This window comes from Halomonas sp. SpR1 (assembly GCF_031010175.1).
Classification (GTDB): domain Bacteria; phylum Pseudomonadota; class Gammaproteobacteria; order Pseudomonadales; family Halomonadaceae; genus Vreelandella.
Genome location: NZ_JAUAMB010000055.1, coordinates 1 through 19941 on the forward strand (window position 1 = coordinate 1; position 19941 = coordinate 19941).

Genomic DNA, 19941 nt, shown 5'->3' on the forward strand with positions numbered 1-19941 from the left:
CCATTGAGCGCGAACGCAGCAAGCTGATCGGCGGCATCGCCCAGCATAACCGCCGCCTGCGCCTGGGGCTGTTGCCGCCCCCGCTCAACCTGAAAACACCCAAGGCGCGCACCCTTTCCGGCCAAGCGCGGGAAGTCGCCCTGCAAATTGCCGACTCCCGCAATCCGTTAAGCCCGCCCCTGGGCGTCATTCCATTGATGGCAGTGTTCAACTGGCACCGCGCGCCGGTGATGAGCCTCTCCGTCGTCAATGAAATGGCGCTCGAAAAGGCCCGCCACCGGGCGCGCCTGCACGGCATCAACCCACCCAGCCTCAAACTGAAAAGCGCGGTGCAGCTGGCCAAGCTCACCGACCCCACATGGTGGCGGCGGCAGCTGCGCCGCCTGGGCGGCCGCCGGTTGGAACAGGTACAGCGTGAAGCCCACCGGGTACACAAGCGCGCGGGCATCTACTGCAGCAACGTCACGCTGGAGCGCCGCCGCGCCCAGAAGAACCGCAACCGCGCCTTGCTGGAAGCGCTGGAAGCCATTAACCAGGAAGGTCAGGTTTACACCCTGGCCGAACTGGCCGAGTTGGGGCTCTCGAACCCCGACCACCGCCGGGCAGAGTTGATGCTGCGCATTAGCGATACCGAGGCAGAGTCCCGCCGCCTGGGCCACGTAGGCATGTTCTACACCATCACCGCGCCCAGCCGTTTCCACCCGGTGATCTCTGAAAACAGCGTGCGCAACCCGAAGTACAACGGCACCACCCCACGCGAAGCTCAGGCCCACCTGCAGCAAGTGTGGGCACGCGCCCGCGCTGCGCTGGCACGCGAGAACCTGGGTATTTACGGCATCCGCGTGGTGGAGCCTCACCACGACGGAACGCCCCACTGGCACCTGTTGATCTGGATGAAGCAAGAGGACGCCAAACGCATTAACGAGATCCTGCGCAGCCACGCCGAGGCGGACACCCCCGAAGAGCTGTTCGACCGTTACGGCCGGAAAACTACCGCCCGCTTCAAGGTAAAAGAGATCGACTACCAGCGTGGTACTGCGGCGGGCTACGTGGCCAAGTACATCTCGAAAAACATCAACGGCGAGCAGTTCACCCGCGATGCCGTGAAGGACGACCACAAAGACCGCTATGGCCACGAACTCAACAGCGTGGCCCCGCGTATTGAGTCCTGGGCGGCGGTGTGGGGCATTCGCCAGTTTCAGTTCGTCGGCCTGCCCAGCGTCACCGTGTGGCGCGAAGTGCGCCGCCTGAACGAAAAGCACATCGATGAGCTGGAAAGCTGGGAACAAGCCACCCGGCCAGACCAGCGCATCGCCGGTCGCCTGGCGGCAATTCGCAAGGTGGCCAACGCCGGTCAGTGGGATCAGTTCTTACGTTTGATGGGCGGCCCCAACCTGCCCCGCAAACAGCGCCCGGTTAAACCTTGGACGATGCCCCGCGTGGATCTTGAAAGGGCTGAATTCAGCCACGCCACCGGCGAGGTGCGCGAAGGCATCGAGGCCAAAGGCCGCCACGGCGAAAGCAAGCTGGGCACCTTCGGCATCGTCGTCTCCGACGGCCGGGGCAACGAACACGAATACCTGACCCGCTTTTACAAGTGGGAAGTGCGCAGCCGCGCAAGCACCGCACGTTATCAAGAGCAGGGGTGTTCGGGAGGCGGCGAAGCCGCGTCCCCTTGGACTCGTGTCACTAACTGTACGCAGGGGCCAGATATCCAGCCCCGCGAGCCTTCCCCCGAAGAGCAAAACGCCCAGCGCGAACGTCTCGAAGAGTGGAAGCGCTCAGAAATTTATCGAGCCGAAGCGGAAGACGCCTTCCGCGAAGGCCAGGAAGCCATAGAAGCGGCGCGAAAACTCTTCGCGCCGTCCAAACCTACCCCGCAGGAAGAGTACTTCCCGCCCGAACTGTGTTAACCGAAGGAACCACGATGGCCGATAACGCCGACCGCGCCGCGGTCACCATCCAACAAAGCCTGGAAGCCGTGCTGGCAAGCCGCGCCGCGCTCGCCACCCAGGCCACCAACAGCGAGTGCGACGACTGCGGCTACGAGATCCCAGCCGCCCGCCGCGAAGCCGCACCCTGGGCCACCACCTGCATCGAGTGCCAGGGCATTCGTGAACTGAAAAACAAGCAAGGACGGTAAGCGATGAAAAACCCGATACCTGCCAACCACCGTTTTGCCATTACCTTGCTCGCCGCAGGTTTTGGCCTGGGCGCCGCCTTCCAGTTAGGCGTCAGCACCGTTAGCCACTTCAAGCCCCGCGTTGAGGTGATCGAGATCCGCACCCAAGCCAAAGCGTCGCCCAAGGGCATCGCGCAACGGCTTGAATTTTAGGAGTCCGCATGGAAAACAATCACGCACTACCCAAAGGCGGCAACGTGGCAAGGCAGGCGGCCATGCTCTGCCAGGATCGCGCCTTCCAGCTCTACCTGGATCGCCGCCGCCGCGCCAAGTTTGGCATCGAACCCAGCGCTTTGCCCGACGGCACCCACAACGAACAGGACGCCCGCGATTGGTTAATCGCCGCCTGCAAAATCAACAGTCGCGCCGAGCTGGACAGCAACCCAGCCGCGCGCCAAACGTTTCGCATCATTCGCAACCGCTTCAACCGCTGGCGGGCAGGGGGCAAGCAATGAGTCTACAAAAAGTAATAGACTGCGATGAGCTAAAAGCCATCACTGGCTATCAGCGCGCCGCTGACGCAGCTCGCTGCTTACGCGACCAAGGAGTGGTCGTTTTTAACGGTCGACGTGGCCCATGGACAACGATCGATCTCATCAACAAAGCGGGCGGTATAGAAACCGTTCCCGGAAAAGAACTAAGCCCTAGCGACATACTATGAAAACACGCCCGCGCAAACACAGCCCCGACATACCTGGTCACATTAACCAATCAAAGCTTCCTAACGGTGTTTATTACGATAAGCGCGGCCGTGGCCGTTGGTATGTTCAATATCGTGATGAAGCGGGCAAGCTGAAAACTGAGCGGATCGCCGGGGCCGATGCGACGCTGTCAGAATTGCATCGAATCATTGAGCAGCGCAGCGGCATAGACAGGCGCACTCTGCGTTACTTGGCCAAGCAGTTTCATGAGTCAGCACAACTAAAAGAGCTGGCCATAAAAACGCAGAAAGACTACGAATACTGCCGGGCCATAGTGCTGGAAATACCTACCAAGCTGGGTAAGCCGCTGGGAGATTTGCCTACAGCGCAATTCTCCCCGGCTCTGGTGCAACGATTAATAGATAAGATCGCTGCCGAAGGCACTCCATCAAAAGCCAATCACCTATTGAGATACCTAGGCCGTCTTTTTCGCTGGGGGATTAACCGCGGTTACTGCGAAACTAATCCCGCTCAGGGCGTTGAGTCCGCTAAAGAGCGAAAGCAACGCCGTCTGCCAGAGCTAACCACGATTGCACGTCTAACCGAGTTTGCCCGAGACCGTGGCCAGATGGCCCGCAGCCAGAAAGGGGCTTGCGCGACACACCTTTGGATAGTCATGGAACTCGCCTATATCTGCAGGTTGCGCGGCATTGAAGTGATAACCCTCAGCGATGCCAACAGCACAGTCGATGGCGTGATGACTAACCGCAGAAAGGGCTCCCGGGATAATGTCGTTCGCTGGTACCCACGCCTAACGGCCGCCTGGAATGCCGCCACAGAACGCCGCGCGGCGATATGGAAAGCAAGAGGAACACCAATATCCATGCACCCAGAAAGCCGCCCGTTGATAGTCGCAACGGATGGCGGTTCCCTTCGCAAGTCAGGCCTAGACACGGCTTGGCAGCGGCTAATGAGATTGGCAATAGAAGAGGGAATTATCACCAAAGAAGAGCGTTTCGGTCTACATGACCTAAAGCGGCGCGGCATTACTGACACCAAAGGTACCCGCCACGAAAAGCAGGAAGCCAGCGGCCACCGCTCGGCATCAATGATGGACACTTATGATTTAAGCGTTCCTATTGTGCGGTGGCCCGGGAGTGATGAGTGATTAGACTCAGCGATATGTTACTTTAAGATTATGCTCATAATCTTCAACTAATTCCCAGTTCCAAGTGACCCTAAGAATTTTGATGATTATGTCATTACGAATCTCTAGGGTCATTTCAACACGTTCATCATCCTCGTCGTATACGAAGAGATAGACGTCATCATCTCCACCCTCTTCCCAAGAGAAATCCTCACCGTCACAGGTAAGTTCTGCGCCCATCAGCCGAAGCGTAATGCTTCCTTTGAGACCTAGCATCATTTCTATTCTCCCAGTTGAATAAGCCAACCATAGCCACAGCTTTATTGCTGAGCAGAAACAAAAGGGTGGGGGCGTGACTCACAAAAACCAAGCAGAAAAGCAATTAAATCTATGTAAAGAACTACGGAAACGAAAAAGCCGCCCCGAAGGACGGCTTGATCTAATTCTCTAACATGTTGCTTTTAACCACTTTTCAGTGGTGCCGACACCAGGAGTCGAACCCGGGACCTACTGATTACAAGTCAGTTGCTCTACCAACTGAGCTATGTCGGCGCTTCACGTTTTCTTGAGAACATGATTGCTTTGCTGTTAGGCTTTGCAATCAACAAGAAATCTTGTTGGCAATGGCTGGGGTACCAGGATTCGAACCTGGGAATGCCGATACCAAAAACCGGTGCCTTACCACTTGGCGATACCCCAGCAGTGTGGTGGCCAGAGACGGAATCGAACCGCCGACACGGGGATTTTCAATCCCCTGCTCTACCAACTGAGCTATCTGGCCGCTGCCAACGGTGCGTATTAAACTAAAAACGCCGCTTTTCGTCAACACCTTTGTGAAACTTTCTTGCGATACCGATGCTTAGGGGTCTTTTTTCCTACGCCACCGTTAGTTCGGCCTGCCTTGTTCACTTGCTGAGAGCCACTGATGACAAGTCAGTTGCTCGATCAGGCCACCGGCCCCTCGTCCTCTCTTCATGTCTACTATTTATGGCTGCGTAGGCGGTACATAGCCTTCGGCTTGGTCGGTTTCCTGGTTATCCAGGAAGCGCTGCATCTGCTCTATAAGGTAGGCACGGGATTCAGGGTCGAGCATGTTGAGATGTTTCTCATTGATCAGTCGGGTCTGCAGCGCCTGCCAGGCCTCCCAGGCGGGCTTGGAAACAGTGGCCTGAATCTCCTGGCCCTGCTTACCCGGCAAGGGCGGGAATGGCAGCGCCTCTAGCTCTTTTTGGTACTTGCGGCAAAAAACGGTATTACTCATAACGTACTCCTGGTTCTGGGATTTGATGCAATGATCTCAACCCACTCAGCTAGCAAACGCTTAAGCGTACCCCGGTGTTGGATTGAGACTAAAGGGCGTTAGCTGACTGAGCAGCGCTTTAACGGGGGCAGCAAGGCCCAGTGCGGGCGGATGATTAACGTCGTACCATACGCCACTTTCGCGAACACCGCCCAGCCTATCGCAGCTCACCGGCTGCGGGGTAATCTCTAAGCGAAAATGGCTGAAAGTATGGTAAAAACTGGGCGACGTCGTATCCCGCTTAGGGTTAACGACGTTGACTTCAAGCCAGTCGTTGAGTTCGCTGTGACTGTCAAACTGCGGCAAACTCCATAGCCCGCCCCATAAGCCGCTAGGAGGGCGCTGTTCCAGCCATACCCGGCCTTCCGGGTCGCGCAGCATCAGCATAATCGTTTGCCGTGAGGGCAACGCCTTTTTTGGCTTGGATTCTGGGTAGCGCTTTGGCTCGCCTTGGGCGTAGGCCAAACAGACATCGTTAAACGGGCAGCTAAGGCAGTCCGGCTTGCTGCGCTTACATAGCGTGGCGCCAAAATCCATCATTGCCTGGGTGTAATCGGCCAGTCGCTCTGCCGGAGTGAAGTACTCCGCCAACGCCCACAGTTTTCGTTCCACGGTTGGCTTTCCCGGCCAGCCTGGCAGGGCATGCAGGCGAGTGAGCGAGCGCTTTACATTGCCATCTAAAATAGCGGCCCGCTGACCTGTACTTTGCGCGATGATAGCGCCAGCGGTGGAGCGGCCAATACCGGGCAAGGCGACTAAAGCGTCGATACTCTCCGTTGGCAGCTCACCATTGTGTTCCGCTAACGCAACCTGGGCAGCCTTATGCAGGTTACGTGCGCGGGCATAGTAGCCAAGCCCCGTCCAGAGATGTAGCACTTCATCCTGGGGTGCCTTGGCGAGGCTTTCCAGGGTAGGAAAGCGCGCCATAAAACGCTCAAAGTAGGCAATGACAGTGGCGACCTGGGTTTGCTGTAGCATGATTTCCGACACCCACACACGGTAGGCGCTACGCGGTGACTGCCACGGCAAATCATGGCGACCATAACGGTCAAACCAGACCAATAGACGCCGTTGAAATTCGCTTGCCGCCAGCCGCGGCGTGGGCATATCGTCCATGCACGCTCCTTAAAAGAAATGGGTATATGAAACAGAAATGGGCAAACACTCGTGCCAATAAAAAAGCGCCAGCGTTTAGGCCGGCGCAGCACTTATTGTTTCAATGAATGCGTTACTTCACATCCTAGACGAATGCTTAGTTAAACAGACTGCGTAGGCCATCGCGGAGTTCTTTGGCAGCGCCTTCGCCAATGCGTTCGTCGAGCTTATCTAAAGAGTCGCCTAGGCGCTCTTCCAGCTCTTCATTTACACGATCCCCGGCTTCATTACGCAGCAGGTCAACAACAGCGGTTTGGAACATCTCACGGTCAAAACGGCACCACTCGGTGCGCTCGTCGCCGAAATTACCTTCACAGCGCACGGGCAGCGGCAACTGCTCCAGGCGCGGATTGACCTCACAGGCTGCATCGGCGGTGTCGACCAAACGAGCATTCGCGCGGGTATCAAAGTTCAAGCTGGCGAGGTTGAGCTCGCCCTCTCCACGCACATCGATACCGGGCAGGGTGATTAGCAGGTCGTCACTTTTCACTAAGCCGTTGCTGATTTGGAAGGTAGCATCAAACCGCTCAAAGCGAGTATCGGTGTGCCAGTCCCGCAAAGTGCCCTCACCCTCTAACTGGGCCACCAGTTCGCACATTTGCTTGGAAATGTTGGTATTTAAAATAGCGCCATCGTTTAGACGAGCATTAAGCTCGCCATTGAGGTTGCCGATGAGAGCCTCGCGGGTATTGCCCTGGCTGGTAAGGTCGCCTGATAGATTTAAGCGGCCACGCAGTGGTGACGCCTCTTCCTCTTCGCTGATCGCTTCAATCAACGGCGCCATCTGAACGTTATTAATGGTTGGCGATAGCGACCACTCAAGGATGGAATCCCTCGCATCAACCTGGCCGGTAGCGCTGAGTTCACCTGCGTAGAAACCAGACTCAAATGCCGTTAGCCGATGAACGCCGTCGTCGCCACGCAGCTGCAAGCGTGGTTTGTTGAAGGTAAGGCCTGCAAAAATAAGCGTATCGACACTCAGGTCGCCCTCTAGCGCCAGCCCGCTGAGAAGCGATTGCGGCAGCAAGGTGTTGGATTCCTGGGCAAAGGCTTTACGTAACAAGCCGCGGCTGGCCTGCTCGGCGGTGGCAGCGCCAGGTAGATAACGATCCAGGTCTAGTTGATCACCGGCTAAATCGAACGCCAGGCGTGAGCCATCCAGCGCGGCTGCCAGCTCACCGGTAAAGGTGCTGTCATCGACAACTAACGAGAGACTAGGCAGAGAGAGCTGTTCAGCATCACCTTCCACAGGGCTGGTCATGGCGACATCGCTGAGCGCAGCCTCACCCGCGGTGGTGAGTGTAACACCAGCGCGGGCAAGCCAGGGGCGTAGCGTAAACGGAGCAGCGGTTAGCTGGCCCCGATACTGGGGGGCATCACGTAGCTGCTCAATATTAAGATGCCCACTCACTCTGAGGCCATCCGGCCCGGTTAGCTGCAGCTCCTTGAGCTGGGCCGTTTGTGCCTGCCAATCCCCCTCCAGGCCAAAGGCAAGCGCCAGCGCCAGGCTGCCTTGCCAGTTATCTGCATTGCGCAGCCCTGTCTCTAGCAGCCCCTCTTTGATGGTGAGCTGCTGCTCGCCCATACGAGCGACGAGTTCGGCAGCCTTTAAACTAAGCTGCTGAGGCTCGCCCTCGGCACCTTTAGTCGTTCGGGTGCTCAACGTCATATTTTCCAGGGCGAAAAGCTTATCCGCCAAGCCAAGCCGCACGCGGGTTTCGAGATTAATCTCGCTGGTAAGATCGGGGGTGCGCTCCAATACCTCGGCATCAAGTCGGTTATGCTTGGTTAGGGTAAACATGGCCTTCAATGGGAAGGCGCGCATTGGGTTAACATTGCTGCCTGAGATATTCAGTTGCTGCATACGCCACAGCGCTTGGGTTTGCGCATCGCGAAAGCGAATATCGGCGTTTTTCACTTCAACGCTGGCGATGCTCAACACTACCGCCAAGCTGCCAGCATCTGCATGGGGGCCTGCACTGGCGGGTGCCAGCACCGTTTCAGCCGCACTCTCATTATGCTCGGAGAGGCGCTCTAACAAGGGCTCCCAGTTACCTTCACCTTGGGCATCGCGTTCCAGGTTAAGGCGCATACCGTCCAACGTAAGGCCGTCAACAGCAATCTCCCCACGCAGTAGCGGGCCGAATGCCACGCTCACCTCTGCGCGGTCAATCGCGGCAAAGGCGGCGCTCTCTTCCGCCTGTTCAGGCAGCCAGGCACGGGCCTTCTCTACGCTTACGCCGATACGCGGGTAGAATGACCAGGTAATCGGGCCTTCCAGCGCTAAATTGAGACCGGTTTGCTCCTCCACGACGGCGGTTAAACGGGGCTTGAAGTCTTCTGGATCCAGAAAAGTGGTCACATAAACCACGGCGGCGACCGCAACGATGGCAAGAATGCCAACCGCTGCCAGCAAAATACGTAATAGCTGTTTCATTACCCTTTCCCTTGTGGGTCTAACTCAACAAAATCGCTGGTGGCGGGCATACCCGCTGTCGGCGTTTCTGGATTGGCCATTGGCCGGTAACCTAGCTTGGAGAGCAGCACGCGGTCGGCCAGTGGTAAAGTGGAGGTTTCAATGCGCAGTACGCGGCCTTCCTGCTTGGCTTGCTCGCCAAGTAGTGCCATCAGGCGCGAGCCGACACCGCGGCGGCGGGTGGTTTTGCGCACGCAGAGTTCAGACAGCCACCACGCTCGGTCTTGGCCCTCCTGAACAGCGACCGCCCCCAGCAGACGATCATTAAAAAGGGCGCAGGCAAAAAAGTGCTGGCCTGCAAAATGTTGTTCAATAAATGGCTCAACCGTTGGGGTGGGCATACGCTCTTGGGGCGCATCCTGGTAGATGCGCACTAGGTCAAGGCGCACCTGCTCATCGGCTTCCCAACGGGCCTGATCGACATGGTGCAGTGTCACCGGCATGGTGAAATCCTCTTCGCCAAAGCAGCCTGGCTGCTATTTCTGCCGCAATTGATTGCGGCTACATTTCGCGCATTGTAGCGGATGAGGGCGCCGATTCACTATAATGGTCGCTTCGCCACAGGCTGCTCAAACAGTGGTAAGTTGATAAGAGCCACCAGCCGTCCCTCAGAGTGCGCTTCAGCGCAGGAGATGCAACATGTCAGCGCGTATTGCCACGGTTAGCCGTGACACCAACGAAACGCAGATCAAGGTCAGCGTCAACCTCGACGGCGAAGGCCGCCTTAGCTGCCAAACCGGTGTTCCGTTTCTGGATCATATGCTTGATCAAGTTGCCCGCCACGGGATGATTGATCTCGATATCAATGCCACTGGCGACCTGCATATAGATGACCACCATACCGTAGAAGACCTGGGAATTACCCTAGGCCAAGCTTTTTTTAAAGCCATTGGCGATAAGCGCGGCATTTACCGCTATGGTCACGCCTATGTGCCTCTTGATGAAGCGCTCTCTCGTGTGGTGATCGATTTTTCCGGTCGACCGGGCCTTTATATGAACGTCGAGTTCACCCGCGATACCATTGGTAGCCTGGACACCCAGCTGTTCTGGGAGTTTTTCCAGGGCTTCGTCAATCACGCTCGGGTAACTCTGCATATCGACAACATTAAAGGCTTTAATGCTCACCACCAGGCGGAAACGATTTTTAAAGCCTTTGGCCGGGCGCTTCGTATGGCCGTGGCAGAAGACCCCCGCATGGCAGGCCAAATGCCCTCCACCAAGGGGAGTTTGTAATGCTACTCTCCGTTAGCCCGAATTCGAGCACCGCACCAAGTACTGCCTTAAGATATATCTTAACAACTATTCCAAGGAGCGCTTCATGACCATTGCTGTGATCGACTACGGAATGGGCAATCTTCATTCTGTAGCCAAAGCGCTGGAGCATGTGACCCATGAGAATGTTGTCATTACCCGGGATCCGCGCCGCATCCTTGGCGCCACACGTTTAGTGCTGCCGGGCCAAGGGGCCATTCGCGACTGTGTTGGCGAACTTGAACGCACCGAGTTACGCGGGCTAGTGGACGATATTTTAACCCGCCAGGCCAAACCACTGCTGGGGATTTGCGTGGGCCAACAGATGTTGCTGGAGCGCAGCGAAGAGAACGGCGGCGTGGAGTGCCTGGGCTTCTTTAAAGGCAGCGTGGATCGCTTTCCTGACGATATGCGCGACGCCCACGAGCAGCGTTTGAAAGTACCGCATATGGGCTGGAACGTGGTCGAACAGCACCATGAACACCCGCTCTGGGCAGGTATTGATAACCGCGAACACTTCTACTTTGTGCATAGCTACTACGTTAATGCCGCGGAAGATGCCCAGGTGTTTGGCACGACCCAATACGGTAAGGTAAGCGCCCACGTGGCCATTGGCCGTGATTCGACCTTCGCGGTGCAGTTTCATCCGGAAAAGAGCTCGCGCGCGGGCCTCCGCCTGCTTGAAAATTTTGTTACCTGGACGCCCTGAGAGGATTTTGTATGTTGGTAATTCCCGCTATTGATCTCAAAGACGGCCAGTGTGTCCGGTTAAAGCAGGGCCGCATGGAAGACGCGACCTCTTACGGCGATGACCCAGTCGCGATGGCAGCCCGCTGGGTAGAGGCAGGGGCCCGGCGCCTTCACTTAGTCGACTTGAACGGCGCCTTTGAAGGCAAACCGGTGAATGGCGATGCTGTCACGGCGATTGCCCGCGCCTACCCCAACCTGCCGATTCAAATTGGTGGTGGTATCCGCAGTGCGGAAACCATTGAGCATTATTTAAGTGCCGGTGTCTCTTACGTCATTATCGGCACCAAAGCGGTAAAAGAGCCTGCATTTGTGGGCGAGATGTGCCGCGCCTTTCCCGGCCATGTGATCGTTGGTCTCGATGCCAAAGATGGCTATGTCGCCACCGACGGCTGGGCCGAAGTCTCTACGGTTAAGGCTACTGAATTGGCCAAGCGTTTCGCCAACGATGGCGTTTCCAGCATCGTCTACACCGACATTGCCCGCGACGGCATGATGCAGGGCGTCAACGTGGAAGCCACCGCGCAACTGGCCCGAGAAGGCGGTTTACCGGTGATTGCCTCGGGTGGTGTGACCAATTTGGACGACATCAAAGCCCTCTGCAAGGTGGCTGATAGCGGCATCCTGGGCGCTATTACTGGCCGGGCGATTTATGAAGGCAGCTTGGACGTCGCCGAGGCCCAGCGATTGAGCGACCAACTAACGGGAGGCGGCTCATGAGCCTTACCAAACGCATTATCCCCTGCCTGGATGTAGACGCCGGACGGGTGGTCAAAGGTGTCAATTTTGTTGGCATTCGCGATGCCGGTGATCCGGTGGAGATTGCCCAGCGCTATAACCAGCAAGGCGCCGACGAGATCACCTTTCTCGATATTACCGCCAGCCACGAAGACCGCGACACTACGGTGGAAATGGTCGAACGCATCGCCGGGGAAGTATTTATCCCGTTGACTGTCGGTGGCGGCATTCGTAGCTGTGACGACATTCGCACCATGTTGAACGCCGGGGCAGACAAAGTCTCGATCAACACCGCGGCGGTCACCAATCCTGAGTTTGTGCGCGAAGCCGCCGAACGCTTTGGCAGCCAGTGCATTGTGGTGGCGATCGACGCCAAAAGGGTCTCTGAAGAGGGTGAGACACCCCGCTGGGAAATTTTTACCCATGGCGGCCGTCGCCCAACGGGTCTGGATGCCGTTGAGTGGGCGAAGAAGATGGTGGAATTCGGCGCGGGAGAACTACTGCTGACCAGCATGGATCGCGACGGTACCAAGATTGGTTTTGACCTGGGCGTGACCCATGCAATTTCCGAAGCAGTGAGCGTGCCAGTCATTGCCTCAGGCGGTGTGGGTAACCTGGATCACCTGGTGGATGGCGTGCTCAAGGGCGGCGCCGATGCGGTGTTGGCCGCGAGTATCTTCCACTTTGGCGAGTACACCATTCCTGAAGCTAAACGTTATATGGCCGAACGCGGTATCGAAATGCGGCTTTAAAATGCCCTTTATCAACCAGGAACATCGAATGTATCGCTTACATCCATGGATGGGATGGCTAGCAGGTCTGCTGATTAGCATGCCTGCTACTGCATTCTCGCTACCTGATTGGACACCGGCGTTGGAGTGGGATCACACTCTGGTGCAAACCAGCCTTTATACCCGCCACTTCAGCCCCGATCCAGACCATACCAACCAGCAAGACCTGATTAGCATCGAACTGCATAATCCGAATCGCTGGTTAGCGGGCGCGGCTTGGTTCAAAAATTCCTTTGATCAACCTTCTTGGTACTTCTATGCAGGGCGGGAATTTCCTCTGTGGCAAACCGATCAGGGTTTAAACGTGCGCGCCAAACTAACCGCCGGTCTCCTGCGCGGCTACCAGGGTGAGTATCGCGACAAAATTCCGCTCAATCACTTGGAAATCGCCCCGGCAGCACTCCCCAGTATCGGTGTGCAGTGGGGCCGATTTGAATCTGACCTGATTGTATTTGGCGCTGCTGGCATGATGGTAACCGCGGGGGTGCGTTTTTAGCCGCTACTCCTCAACCTCGTCCAGCGTTAAACCCAGGTTGCTGATACCACCATTGCGACCTAGTTCGCGCACCGCTTTCATCGCCGCTTTATCCAGTGGTTCACTAACGGCTTCCAGCACGGCGTCCTGGAAGTCATTTTCGTCGGCCATTAGCGGATGATCACGAATAATCAGCGCCAACGCCTGCGAGTCAACCTCACCCTCGGTGAGCTCTATAAAGGCGCGTACGCCCGCTCGGGAGGTACGGCTCACATCCAGCACGGCCTCTGGAGAGTCGCCTTGCAGGGTGTCCAGCAGCGCCGAGACCGACACTACCGCATCCAGGGCGCGCCGAGCACCAAAGCTGTCATCCTCTTCCGGCGGCTCACACTCGGCGAGCTTTTCCGCTTGGCGGGCAAAGTCGATACTGGCGTTGGGCACATTAAGCCGTTCCCAGACCAAACTCAGCACAGTACGCAGCGTATGGCTATCACCCTGGCCGGTGGTTTGCTCATAAAGCATATAGTTAGGCAGCAAACGCTCACACAGCGCCGCCATAAAGGCTTGCTGGGCAGGGAGAGGGAGTTCTTGCAGCCGTTGGTAAAAGCCCTGGGGTTTCGACACCATACTGATTTCCTGGATCGCTTGACGTGGGATATTGGTGAAAAGTAGTGGGTACGTTATCGTCTCTATACGCTTGGGGCGATCCCCCAGCGCTTCGATGATTGTACGGCCGGCGAGGAGATTACCATGCATATTCATCTGCTACAGCACGGCCCTGACCATGGCCCCGCCCGTTTAACCGACTGGCTAACCAGTATGGGCCATAGTTACACCGTTTTTCATCTCTACGCAGGCGAGCTGACACCCCGCCCAAACGAATCTGATGCGCTGATTGTCCTCGATGGCACAGAGGCACTACTCAGCCAACCCCCGGCGTGGTTTAAAGCAGAAGACAAACTGATCAACCGCTACCTGGACGGCCAAAAACCGCTGTTAGGCATAGGCCTGGGCGCACACTGGATTGCCCAGGCGCTGGGCTCAGTAGTGGCGCCTGGTACTTATATGGAAACAGGTTGGCATACGGTCACCCTGGCGCCGGAAAGCTCGCTCGATTTACCTGAAACCTTCACCGCTTTTATGTGGCATCGCTACGTCTTTAGCCTTCCCGACGATGCGCTTCCCCTCGGTGGTAGCGAAGCCGCACCGCTGCAGGGGTTTGCCTGGGACAAAGGTCGTGTCCTCGGTCTGCTGTGCCATCTAGAAGCCACCGCGGCTAGCGTAAAACAGCTGTTAGGCAGCGCCGAGTGGCCCAGCGCACCGCTCACCGCCGCCCGCTACGTTCAGGATGACACGCAGATCCTTGAAGCCCCCAACCGCTTTATTAATTTAGCGCCACTACTGGATCGCGTCATGACTCAGTGGCTTAAAGCGGCGTAACCGTAGCAAGAATATGGCCGTCAGCGGTTCCACTGCCTGGCGGCCGCTAGGCAACTATCCCAATCACCCACATGAATTTCTGGCGGAACGGCGTCGCGCTGCTTCTCTAAGTGGTAACGGTAGAGTGGGTCGTAGTATTCGGTAAGTAGCGGCGCAAGCCAGGCTTCGTGGGCTTGGGGGTTGCCTTGGGCATGCTCCTTAAAGGCCAGCGCCTGCAGCCGCTGTAAGCGCTGCAGGCGCGCGTTGCCTAAGCGTTTGCCTAAACGAATAAGCGCGTTGCTTAACTGTGCCTGCATTAATTGCCAGCCTTGATAGTCGCCATGGCGAGCGGCATAGGCCTGCTCCAGATCGATAATATAGTCCTGCTGGATCTGAGCTAGGCGCCAGTCCAATGGCATTTCGATACGCACCCGTGGCGCTTGCTGCAGTGCCCGCCAAAAGCTCAGCGGAATATTGGCATTACCAATCTGGCGGGACTCATCTTCAATGACCAGCCCTTCCGTCAGCCCAATTAGCCGCTTGGCCAGCGCATGCTCAAAGTTGATTTGCGTGGCAGGCTGTTCGGGCCTGCGCCCAAAGGCGGAGCCTTTATGATGCGCGTAAGCCTCCAGGTCGACGCCGTTATCAAGCTGGTTAATCAGCGTTGTTTTTGCACATCCGGTCAGCCCCGCGACAACCAGCATGGGTTGAAGAGCGGCGGTCTCGATGCGCTCACACAGCGCTTGACGCATGGCTTTCCAACCACCCTCCAGGCGCGGCCTTGAGATACCGGCTTCTTCTAGCCACTGCTGAGCAATTTTTGAACGTAGCCCGCCGCGAAAGCAGTAAATCAGTGCGTCGGGATAATCGGCTAAATACGCCTGCCACGCCGCGATCCGCGCCTGCTTGACCTCGCCGCTGACCAAGCGTTCGCCTAACTCAATCGCCGCGGCTTGGCCGTGCTTTTTATAAGCAATGCCCACCTGATGGCGCTCATCATCGACCATTAAAGGCAGATTGACGGCACCGGGCAGCGCGCCCTGGGCAAACTCCACCGGGGCGCGCACATCTATTAGCGGACGCTCTTCTCTGATTAAACTCAGAACCACTGGCGTCGTTGCTGACATCGCGGCTAGTGTCACCCGACCACCTCAATGGAGGCGTTGCCTTGACGCGCTTTCATTACTCCAAATGCGTGTAACGACAGGCCGAATTCGCGGCCGATGCGCTCAACGTCGTCTTCCCAGGCGGGGTCGACGCTGAGCAGCAGGCCGCCGGAGGTTTGTGGGTCGCATAACCACTGCCAGTGGGCTTCGTCCATAACGGGCAGGCTGTCACCTAGCGCATCGCGATTACGCAGCGTACCGCCAGGCACAGCGCCCTGGCGACGATAGGACTCCGCCTCAGCGAGACGTGGCAGCTTACGAAAATCAATCTGTGCCATCACATTGCTGGCTTGGCACATTTCCGCAAGGTGGCCTGCCAAACCAAAACCGGTGACATCGGTCATGGCGTTCACCCCTTTCACATCGGCAAGCTTCACACCAATGCTATTGGGCTTAAGCATGGTTTCACGGGCAAGCCCATGGTGACCCATTTCCAGCAAACCGCGTTTCTCTGCCGTGGTGAGCATGCCGACGCCTAACGGTTTGGTTAAGAACAGTAGATCACCGGGCTTGGCGGTGCTGTTTAGCTTCAGCTTGTCCAGGTCGATCAAGCCGTTTACAGCGAGCCCGAAAATTGGCTCAGGCGCATCGATAGAGTGACCGCCCGCTAGGGCAACGCCTAATTCGCGACATACCGCCTGGGCACCGGCCATGACATCACCCGCCACTTCAGCGCTAAGCTTGTCCAGTGGCCAACCCAGAATGCCTAACGCCATCACCGGCGTCCCCCCCATGGCGAAAACATCACTGATGGCATTGGTTGCCGCGATACGCCCAAAATCGAAGGGGTCATCGACAATGGGCATAAAGAAGTCCGTGGTGGCAATCATGCCGCGGCCATCGCCCAGATCGTAAACGGCGGCATCTTCGCGCCCTTGATTGCCGACGATAAGCTGCTTATGGCCCGCCGCGGGCCCCGCCTTGGCAAGAATGCCATCCAGCACATCTGGGGCGATTTTGCAGCCGCAGCCCGCACCGTGGCTATATTGAGTCAAGCGAATCGAACTCATCGTGTCTCTCCTTGGCACTTGGGGAATATCATCAGTTTAGCCCAGCATGGCGCAGACTAAAGGGCGTCCAACGCGTCACTGAGTTTATCCACGGCAATCACCTCCATGCCTTTGGGCGCCTGCTTCGGGGCATTAGCGCGCGGTACAATGGCACGTAGAAAACCGTGTTTGGCGGCTTCGGCAATACGCTCCTGGCCGCTGGGTACCGGACGTATTTCGCCGGAAAGCCCAACCTCACCAAATACCACTAGCTCTTTGGGTAGTGCCCGGTTTTGCAGGCTAGAGACCACCGCCAAAAGTACTGCCAAATCGGCGCTGGTTTCCAACACTTTGACACCGCCGACGACATTTAAAAACACATCCTGGTCGCCGGTAAATAGGCCGCCGTGGCGATTAAGTACCGCCAGCAGCATGGCCAAACGGTTTTGATCCACGCCGACGGCGACTCGACGTGGATTGCCCAGCGCAGACTCATCCACCAGCGCTTGCACCTCGACCAAAATCGGCCGCGTGCCTTCCCAGACCACCATCACAAGACTGCCGGGCGCTTGCACCTCTTGGCGGGAAAGAAAGATTGCACTAGGGTTTTTAACCTCTTTAAGCCCCTGTTCAAGCATAGCGAAAACGCCTAGCTCGTTAACGGCGCCAAAGCGGTTTTTCTGACCACGTAGGGTGCGAAAGCGTGAGTCTGCGCCGCCTTCCAGTAACAGTGAGGCATCAATCATATGCTCAAGCACTTTAGGGCCAGCCAGTGAACCGTCTTTGGTGACGTGTCCCACCAGTAATAGGACAGTATTGGTCTTCTTGGCGAAGCGCGTCAGCGCGGCGGCCGACTCGCGCACCTGGGCAACGCCACCCGGCGCCGAGGCGATATCTTCCAGGTGCATGGTTTGAATAGAGTCGATCACCAGAATCTCTGGTTTCTCCCGCTCAGCCACCGCCAGAATAGTTTCCACGCTGGTCTCGGCCAGCATCTTCAAACCGTTGGTAGGCAATTGTAGGCGATGAGCGCGCATGGCAACCTGGGAGAGTGACTCCTCTCCGGTCACATAGAGAATGCGCCGCTGCTGGGCCAGCTTGCAGGCTGTTTGCAGCAACAGCGTCGATTTACCTGCGCCAGGATTGCCCCCCAGTAGCACTGCCGAGCCAGGCACAAGCCCGCCGCCCAGCACACGGTCGAACTCCGCGAACGTAGAACTCATACGCGGCACTTCGCTGAGATCCACATTACCCAGGTCGATCACTTCCCGGGATAGATCCCCCGCATAGCCTGATCGACCAGGAGCTGCTCCGCCACCGGGGCGGGCGCTCGCCAAATGCACTTCACTGAGCGTATTCCACTCTTGGCAACTGCTGCACTGCCCCTGCCATTTTCGATATTCGGCGCCACACTCGGTACATACAAAGGCGCTTTTGGCTTTGGCCACTGCCATGACACTCCTACGGTTGCTGTCACTAATCGTTTGCGTCAAACGCGTACTTTACAATCGTTAGAGCCAGCAAACACAAAAGGCGGCCAGTGGCCGCCTTTTGTACTGCTGGCTAACGCGTTATTGACGCTTTAGCTGCAGCATTTCACCATTTTCAAAGCGGCGACGCTCTGGGTCAATCAACTCCAGCGTGCTCTCATCAATACGCATAAAGTAGTAGATCTGACCATCACCATTCGGCGTTAGCTCGTAAACCGTAGCATCTGGATCAGAAGGCGTACCGGTCAGCACTTCCCAATTACCCGCGTAGTTTTCATCCGGGGGTGTTTGAGGGTGGTTCCGGTAAGAAGCGTTCAGCGTGAAGGTGCGTTCTTCAGCAGCGCTCATCTCTTCACCCACCATCGTGACATCCAGATCGATACCATCGCAATTACGGCAAGGCAGTGAACCTTGGTAATTTTGCTGTGCGGCAGCCGCCTCTTCTTGCTGCTGTTCCATGGGGCTGCTTGCACAACCAGCCAGCAGTGCCAACATAGCCGAACCGGCCAGCAAACTCTTAAGTTGCATAGAGTGTCTCCTTAATCTCGTGTTGGACATCACATTTATTTACGCGCACTTATGACAGCATAACCGCTACAAGGTGCGACGCACACCCCCTGCGATGCGAATGCTTGCGCTTAGGTAGCCTTCAAGCGACCATGGTGTACCTTGCTAGGATAATCAGGTTACCCACATGAGCCAATACTGGAGTCCGGCCGTTCGCGAACTTACGCCCTACGTGCCAGGCGAACAACCCCGCGAGCAGCTTGTTAAGCTCAATACCAATGAAAACCCTTACCCACCTGCGCCAGGCGTCGGTGAGGCGCTTCGCGGTTACGCAACAGACCATCTGCGCCTCTATCCTGACCCAACCTCTGCAGCGCTGCGTGAAGCGTTAGCGGAGTCATTTAAGGTAGCAAGTAGCCAAGTATTTGTGGGTAATGGTTCCGATGAGGTGCTGGCGTTTGCTTTCCAAGCATTTTTCCGCCATAACGCGCCACTCGACGTACCCACGATCACCTATAGCTTCTATCCCGTTTACGCCAATCTTTATAGCGTTGAGTTGCGTAAGCATCCGCTCACTGAGCAGTGGGAAGTCGATATTGATGCACTTGCAGCGGATACTAACCGCAGCGGCGTCATCTTTGCTAACCCGAATGCACCGACGGGCCACGCGCACCCTCTTTCGGCGATTGAGGCGTTGTTAAAGCGCGTCACAGATCGCGTGGTACTGGTGGATGAGGCTTATGTGGATTTCGGCGCAGAGAGTGCTATAGCGCTAATTGATCGCTATCCTAACCTGCTAGTCACCGGTACGTTTTCCAAATCACGTAGCCTGGCAGGTTTGCGGCTGGGCTATGCGGTGGGCCCTCAGGAGTTGATTGATGGCCTGCTGCGAGTAAAAGACTCCTTTAACTCTTACCCTGTCGATAGTTTGGCAAGCTTAGTCGGCATTGCCGCACTGAAAGATGTCGAGCATTTTGAAGCTTGCCGCGAACATGTGATTACCACGCGGGAGCGTACCCGTCAGCGCCTTGAAGCGCTGGGATTTGAGGTGTTGCCCTCTAAGGCGAACTTTGTGCTTGCTCAACACCCTGACTACCCAGGCGCGCAGCTTTTTGCTGGCCTGCGCGAACGAGGCATTCTGGTGCGCCATTTTAATACAGCAGACCTCAACAACTTCCTACGTATCACCATCGGCACCGATGATGAGATGGATAGTCTGATTGAAGCGCTAGAGACGCTTCTTTAGTAAAGGGTGAGGTGTGAGGTGTGAGTGGTGAGTGGTGAGTGGTGTAAGGTTTTTCTACTCACGATTCACAACTCACCATTCACACTACCACGCAAAAAAAATCCCCCAAGGCGTAAGCCCTGGGGGATTTTTCATAATAAGTGCCTGACGATGACCTACTCTCGCATGGGGAGACCCCACACTACCATCGGCGCTAAGCGGTTTCACTTCTGAGTTCGGCA

The 19941-nt window shown here is 56.7% G+C and carries 23 protein-coding genes and 3 tRNA genes; 13 read left to right on the forward strand and 13 right to left on the reverse strand.

Annotated features, from left to right (window positions below):
* From QT231_RS22910 to xerC, 6 genes are all read left to right on the forward strand, one after another.
* Positions 1-1913: replication endonuclease (locus QT231_RS22910; RefSeq protein ID WP_308339099.1), on the forward strand; the 1913-nt coding region annotated here is incomplete at its 5' end.
* A 14-nt stretch (positions 1914-1927) separates the two neighbouring features.
* On the forward strand, positions 1928-2143 hold the full coding sequence (locus tag QT231_RS22915; protein ID WP_308339100.1) for a TraR/DksA C4-type zinc finger protein: 216 nt from the start codon (positions 1928-1930) through the stop codon (positions 2141-2143).
* Positions 2144-2146: 3 nt separating this feature from the next.
* A complete protein-coding gene (locus tag QT231_RS22920) occupies positions 2147-2335 on the forward strand; it encodes a hypothetical protein (RefSeq protein WP_308339101.1) in 189 nt (62 codons plus the stop codon).
* Between the two features lie 8 nt (positions 2336-2343).
* Entirely contained in the window at positions 2344-2637 is a 294-nt protein-coding gene (locus tag QT231_RS22925) for a hypothetical protein (RefSeq protein WP_308339102.1), read from the forward strand.
* A complete protein-coding gene (locus tag QT231_RS22930; RefSeq protein WP_308339103.1) occupies positions 2634-2843 on the forward strand; it encodes a hypothetical protein in 210 nt (69 codons plus the stop codon). The genes QT231_RS22925 and QT231_RS22930 overlap by 4 nt, the downstream gene beginning before the upstream one ends.
* Positions 2840-3991: a hypothetical protein gene (gene xerC, locus QT231_RS22935; protein ID WP_308339104.1), complete on the forward strand. Its 1152-nt coding sequence runs from the start codon at positions 2840-2842 to the stop codon at positions 3989-3991. Before QT231_RS22930 ends, xerC begins: the two co-directional genes overlap by 4 nt.
* A 6-nt stretch (positions 3992-3997) precedes the next feature.
* On the opposite strand, the gene QT231_RS22940 is transcribed toward xerC, so the two are convergent.
* From QT231_RS22940 to QT231_RS22975, 8 genes are all read right to left on the reverse strand, one after another.
* Positions 3998-4249 carry a hypothetical protein gene (locus QT231_RS22940; RefSeq protein ID WP_308339105.1) on the reverse strand — a complete coding sequence of 84 codons (252 nt, stop codon included), beginning with the start codon at positions 4247-4249 and terminating at the stop codon, positions 3998-4000.
* A 197-nt stretch (positions 4250-4446) separates the two neighbouring features.
* Positions 4447-4522: transfer RNA gene (locus QT231_RS22945), tRNA-Thr, on the reverse strand.
* Between the two features lie 72 nt (positions 4523-4594).
* Positions 4595-4669 (reverse strand) — tRNA-Gln (locus tag QT231_RS22950).
* A 6-nt stretch (positions 4670-4675) separates the two neighbouring features.
* Positions 4676-4751, reverse strand: a tRNA-Phe gene (locus QT231_RS22955).
* A 204-nt stretch (positions 4752-4955) separates the two neighbouring features.
* Positions 4956-5231 (reverse strand): oxidative damage protection protein, encoded by a 276-nt coding sequence (locus QT231_RS22960; RefSeq protein WP_308339106.1) that lies wholly within the window; start codon positions 5229-5231, stop codon positions 4956-4958.
* 60 nt (positions 5232-5291) lie between these two features.
* Positions 5292-6386 (reverse strand): A/G-specific adenine glycosylase, encoded by a 1095-nt coding sequence (gene mutY / locus QT231_RS22965; protein WP_308339107.1) that lies wholly within the window; start codon positions 6384-6386, stop codon positions 5292-5294.
* Between the two features lie 136 nt (positions 6387-6522).
* Positions 6523-8862 (reverse strand): AsmA family protein, encoded by a 2340-nt coding sequence (locus QT231_RS22970; protein WP_308339108.1) that lies wholly within the window; start codon positions 8860-8862, stop codon positions 6523-6525.
* Positions 8862-9344 carry an acetyl-CoA sensor PanZ family protein gene (locus QT231_RS22975; RefSeq protein WP_308339109.1) on the reverse strand — a complete coding sequence of 161 codons (483 nt, stop codon included), beginning with the start codon at positions 9342-9344 and terminating at the stop codon, positions 8862-8864. The genes QT231_RS22970 and QT231_RS22975 overlap by 1 nt, the downstream gene beginning before the upstream one ends.
* 196 nt (positions 9345-9540) lie before the next feature.
* Here QT231_RS22975 and hisB point away from each other — a divergent pair, with 196 nt between their 5' ends.
* The 5 genes from hisB to QT231_RS23000 all read left to right on the forward strand — a co-directional run bounded on the left by hisB (position 9541) and on the right by QT231_RS23000 (position 12924).
* Complete coding sequence (hisB, locus tag QT231_RS22980; RefSeq protein ID WP_308339110.1) at positions 9541-10134, forward strand: imidazoleglycerol-phosphate dehydratase HisB; 594 nt, start codon at positions 9541-9543, stop codon at positions 10132-10134.
* 85 nt (positions 10135-10219) lie between these two features.
* On the forward strand, positions 10220-10861 hold the full coding sequence (hisH, locus tag QT231_RS22985; protein WP_308339111.1) for an imidazole glycerol phosphate synthase subunit HisH: 642 nt from the start codon (positions 10220-10222) through the stop codon (positions 10859-10861).
* 11 nt (positions 10862-10872) lie between these two features.
* Positions 10873-11619 (forward strand): 1-(5-phosphoribosyl)-5-[(5-phosphoribosylamino)methylideneamino]imidazole-4-carboxamide isomerase, encoded by a 747-nt coding sequence (gene hisA, locus QT231_RS22990; protein WP_064234028.1) that lies wholly within the window; start codon positions 10873-10875, stop codon positions 11617-11619.
* Positions 11616-12389 carry an imidazole glycerol phosphate synthase subunit HisF gene (gene hisF, locus QT231_RS22995; protein WP_064234027.1) on the forward strand — a complete coding sequence of 258 codons (774 nt, stop codon included), beginning with the start codon at positions 11616-11618 and terminating at the stop codon, positions 12387-12389. The genes hisA and hisF overlap by 4 nt, the downstream gene beginning before the upstream one ends.
* Positions 12390-12417: 28 nt before the next feature.
* A complete protein-coding gene (locus tag QT231_RS23000; RefSeq protein WP_082906629.1) occupies positions 12418-12924 on the forward strand; it encodes a hypothetical protein in 507 nt (168 codons plus the stop codon).
* Positions 12925-12927: 3 nt separating this feature from the next.
* Here the strand turns inward: QT231_RS23000 and QT231_RS23005 are convergent, their stop codons facing one another.
* On the reverse strand, positions 12928-13530 hold the full coding sequence (locus tag QT231_RS23005) for a YjaG family protein (RefSeq protein ID WP_308339115.1): 603 nt from the start codon (positions 13528-13530) through the stop codon (positions 12928-12930).
* Between the two features lie 123 nt (positions 13531-13653).
* On the opposite strand from QT231_RS23005, the gene QT231_RS23010 reads away from it, so the two are divergent.
* On the forward strand, positions 13654-14343 hold the full coding sequence (locus tag QT231_RS23010; RefSeq protein ID WP_308339112.1) for a type 1 glutamine amidotransferase: 690 nt from the start codon (positions 13654-13656) through the stop codon (positions 14341-14343).
* Positions 14344-14363: 20 nt separating this feature from the next.
* Here QT231_RS23010 and mnmH read toward each other — a convergent pair whose 3' ends face one another.
* The 4 genes from mnmH to QT231_RS23030 form a co-directional block, all read right to left on the reverse strand.
* Positions 14364-15449, reverse strand: coding sequence for a tRNA 2-selenouridine(34) synthase MnmH (mnmH, locus tag QT231_RS23015; RefSeq protein ID WP_215092435.1), 1086 nt, complete (start codon positions 15447-15449; stop codon positions 14364-14366).
* A gap of 11 nt (positions 15450-15460) precedes the next feature.
* Positions 15461-16498 carry a selenide, water dikinase SelD gene (selD, locus tag QT231_RS23020; RefSeq protein ID WP_308339113.1) on the reverse strand — a complete coding sequence of 346 codons (1038 nt, stop codon included), beginning with the start codon at positions 16496-16498 and terminating at the stop codon, positions 15461-15463.
* 56 nt (positions 16499-16554) lie between these two features.
* Positions 16555-17925, reverse strand: coding sequence for a DNA repair protein RadA (radA, locus tag QT231_RS23025; protein WP_064234425.1), 1371 nt, complete (start codon positions 17923-17925; stop codon positions 16555-16557).
* Between the two features lie 123 nt (positions 17926-18048).
* Positions 18049-18495: a copper resistance protein NlpE N-terminal domain-containing protein gene (locus tag QT231_RS23030; RefSeq protein ID WP_064234023.1), complete on the reverse strand. Its 447-nt coding sequence runs from the start codon at positions 18493-18495 to the stop codon at positions 18049-18051.
* A 166-nt stretch (positions 18496-18661) separates the two neighbouring features.
* Between QT231_RS23030 and hisC the strand changes: the two genes are divergently transcribed.
* A complete protein-coding gene (gene hisC, locus QT231_RS23035; protein WP_308339114.1) occupies positions 18662-19720 on the forward strand; it encodes a histidinol-phosphate transaminase in 1059 nt (352 codons plus the stop codon).
* Positions 19721-19941: the final 221 nt, after the last annotated feature.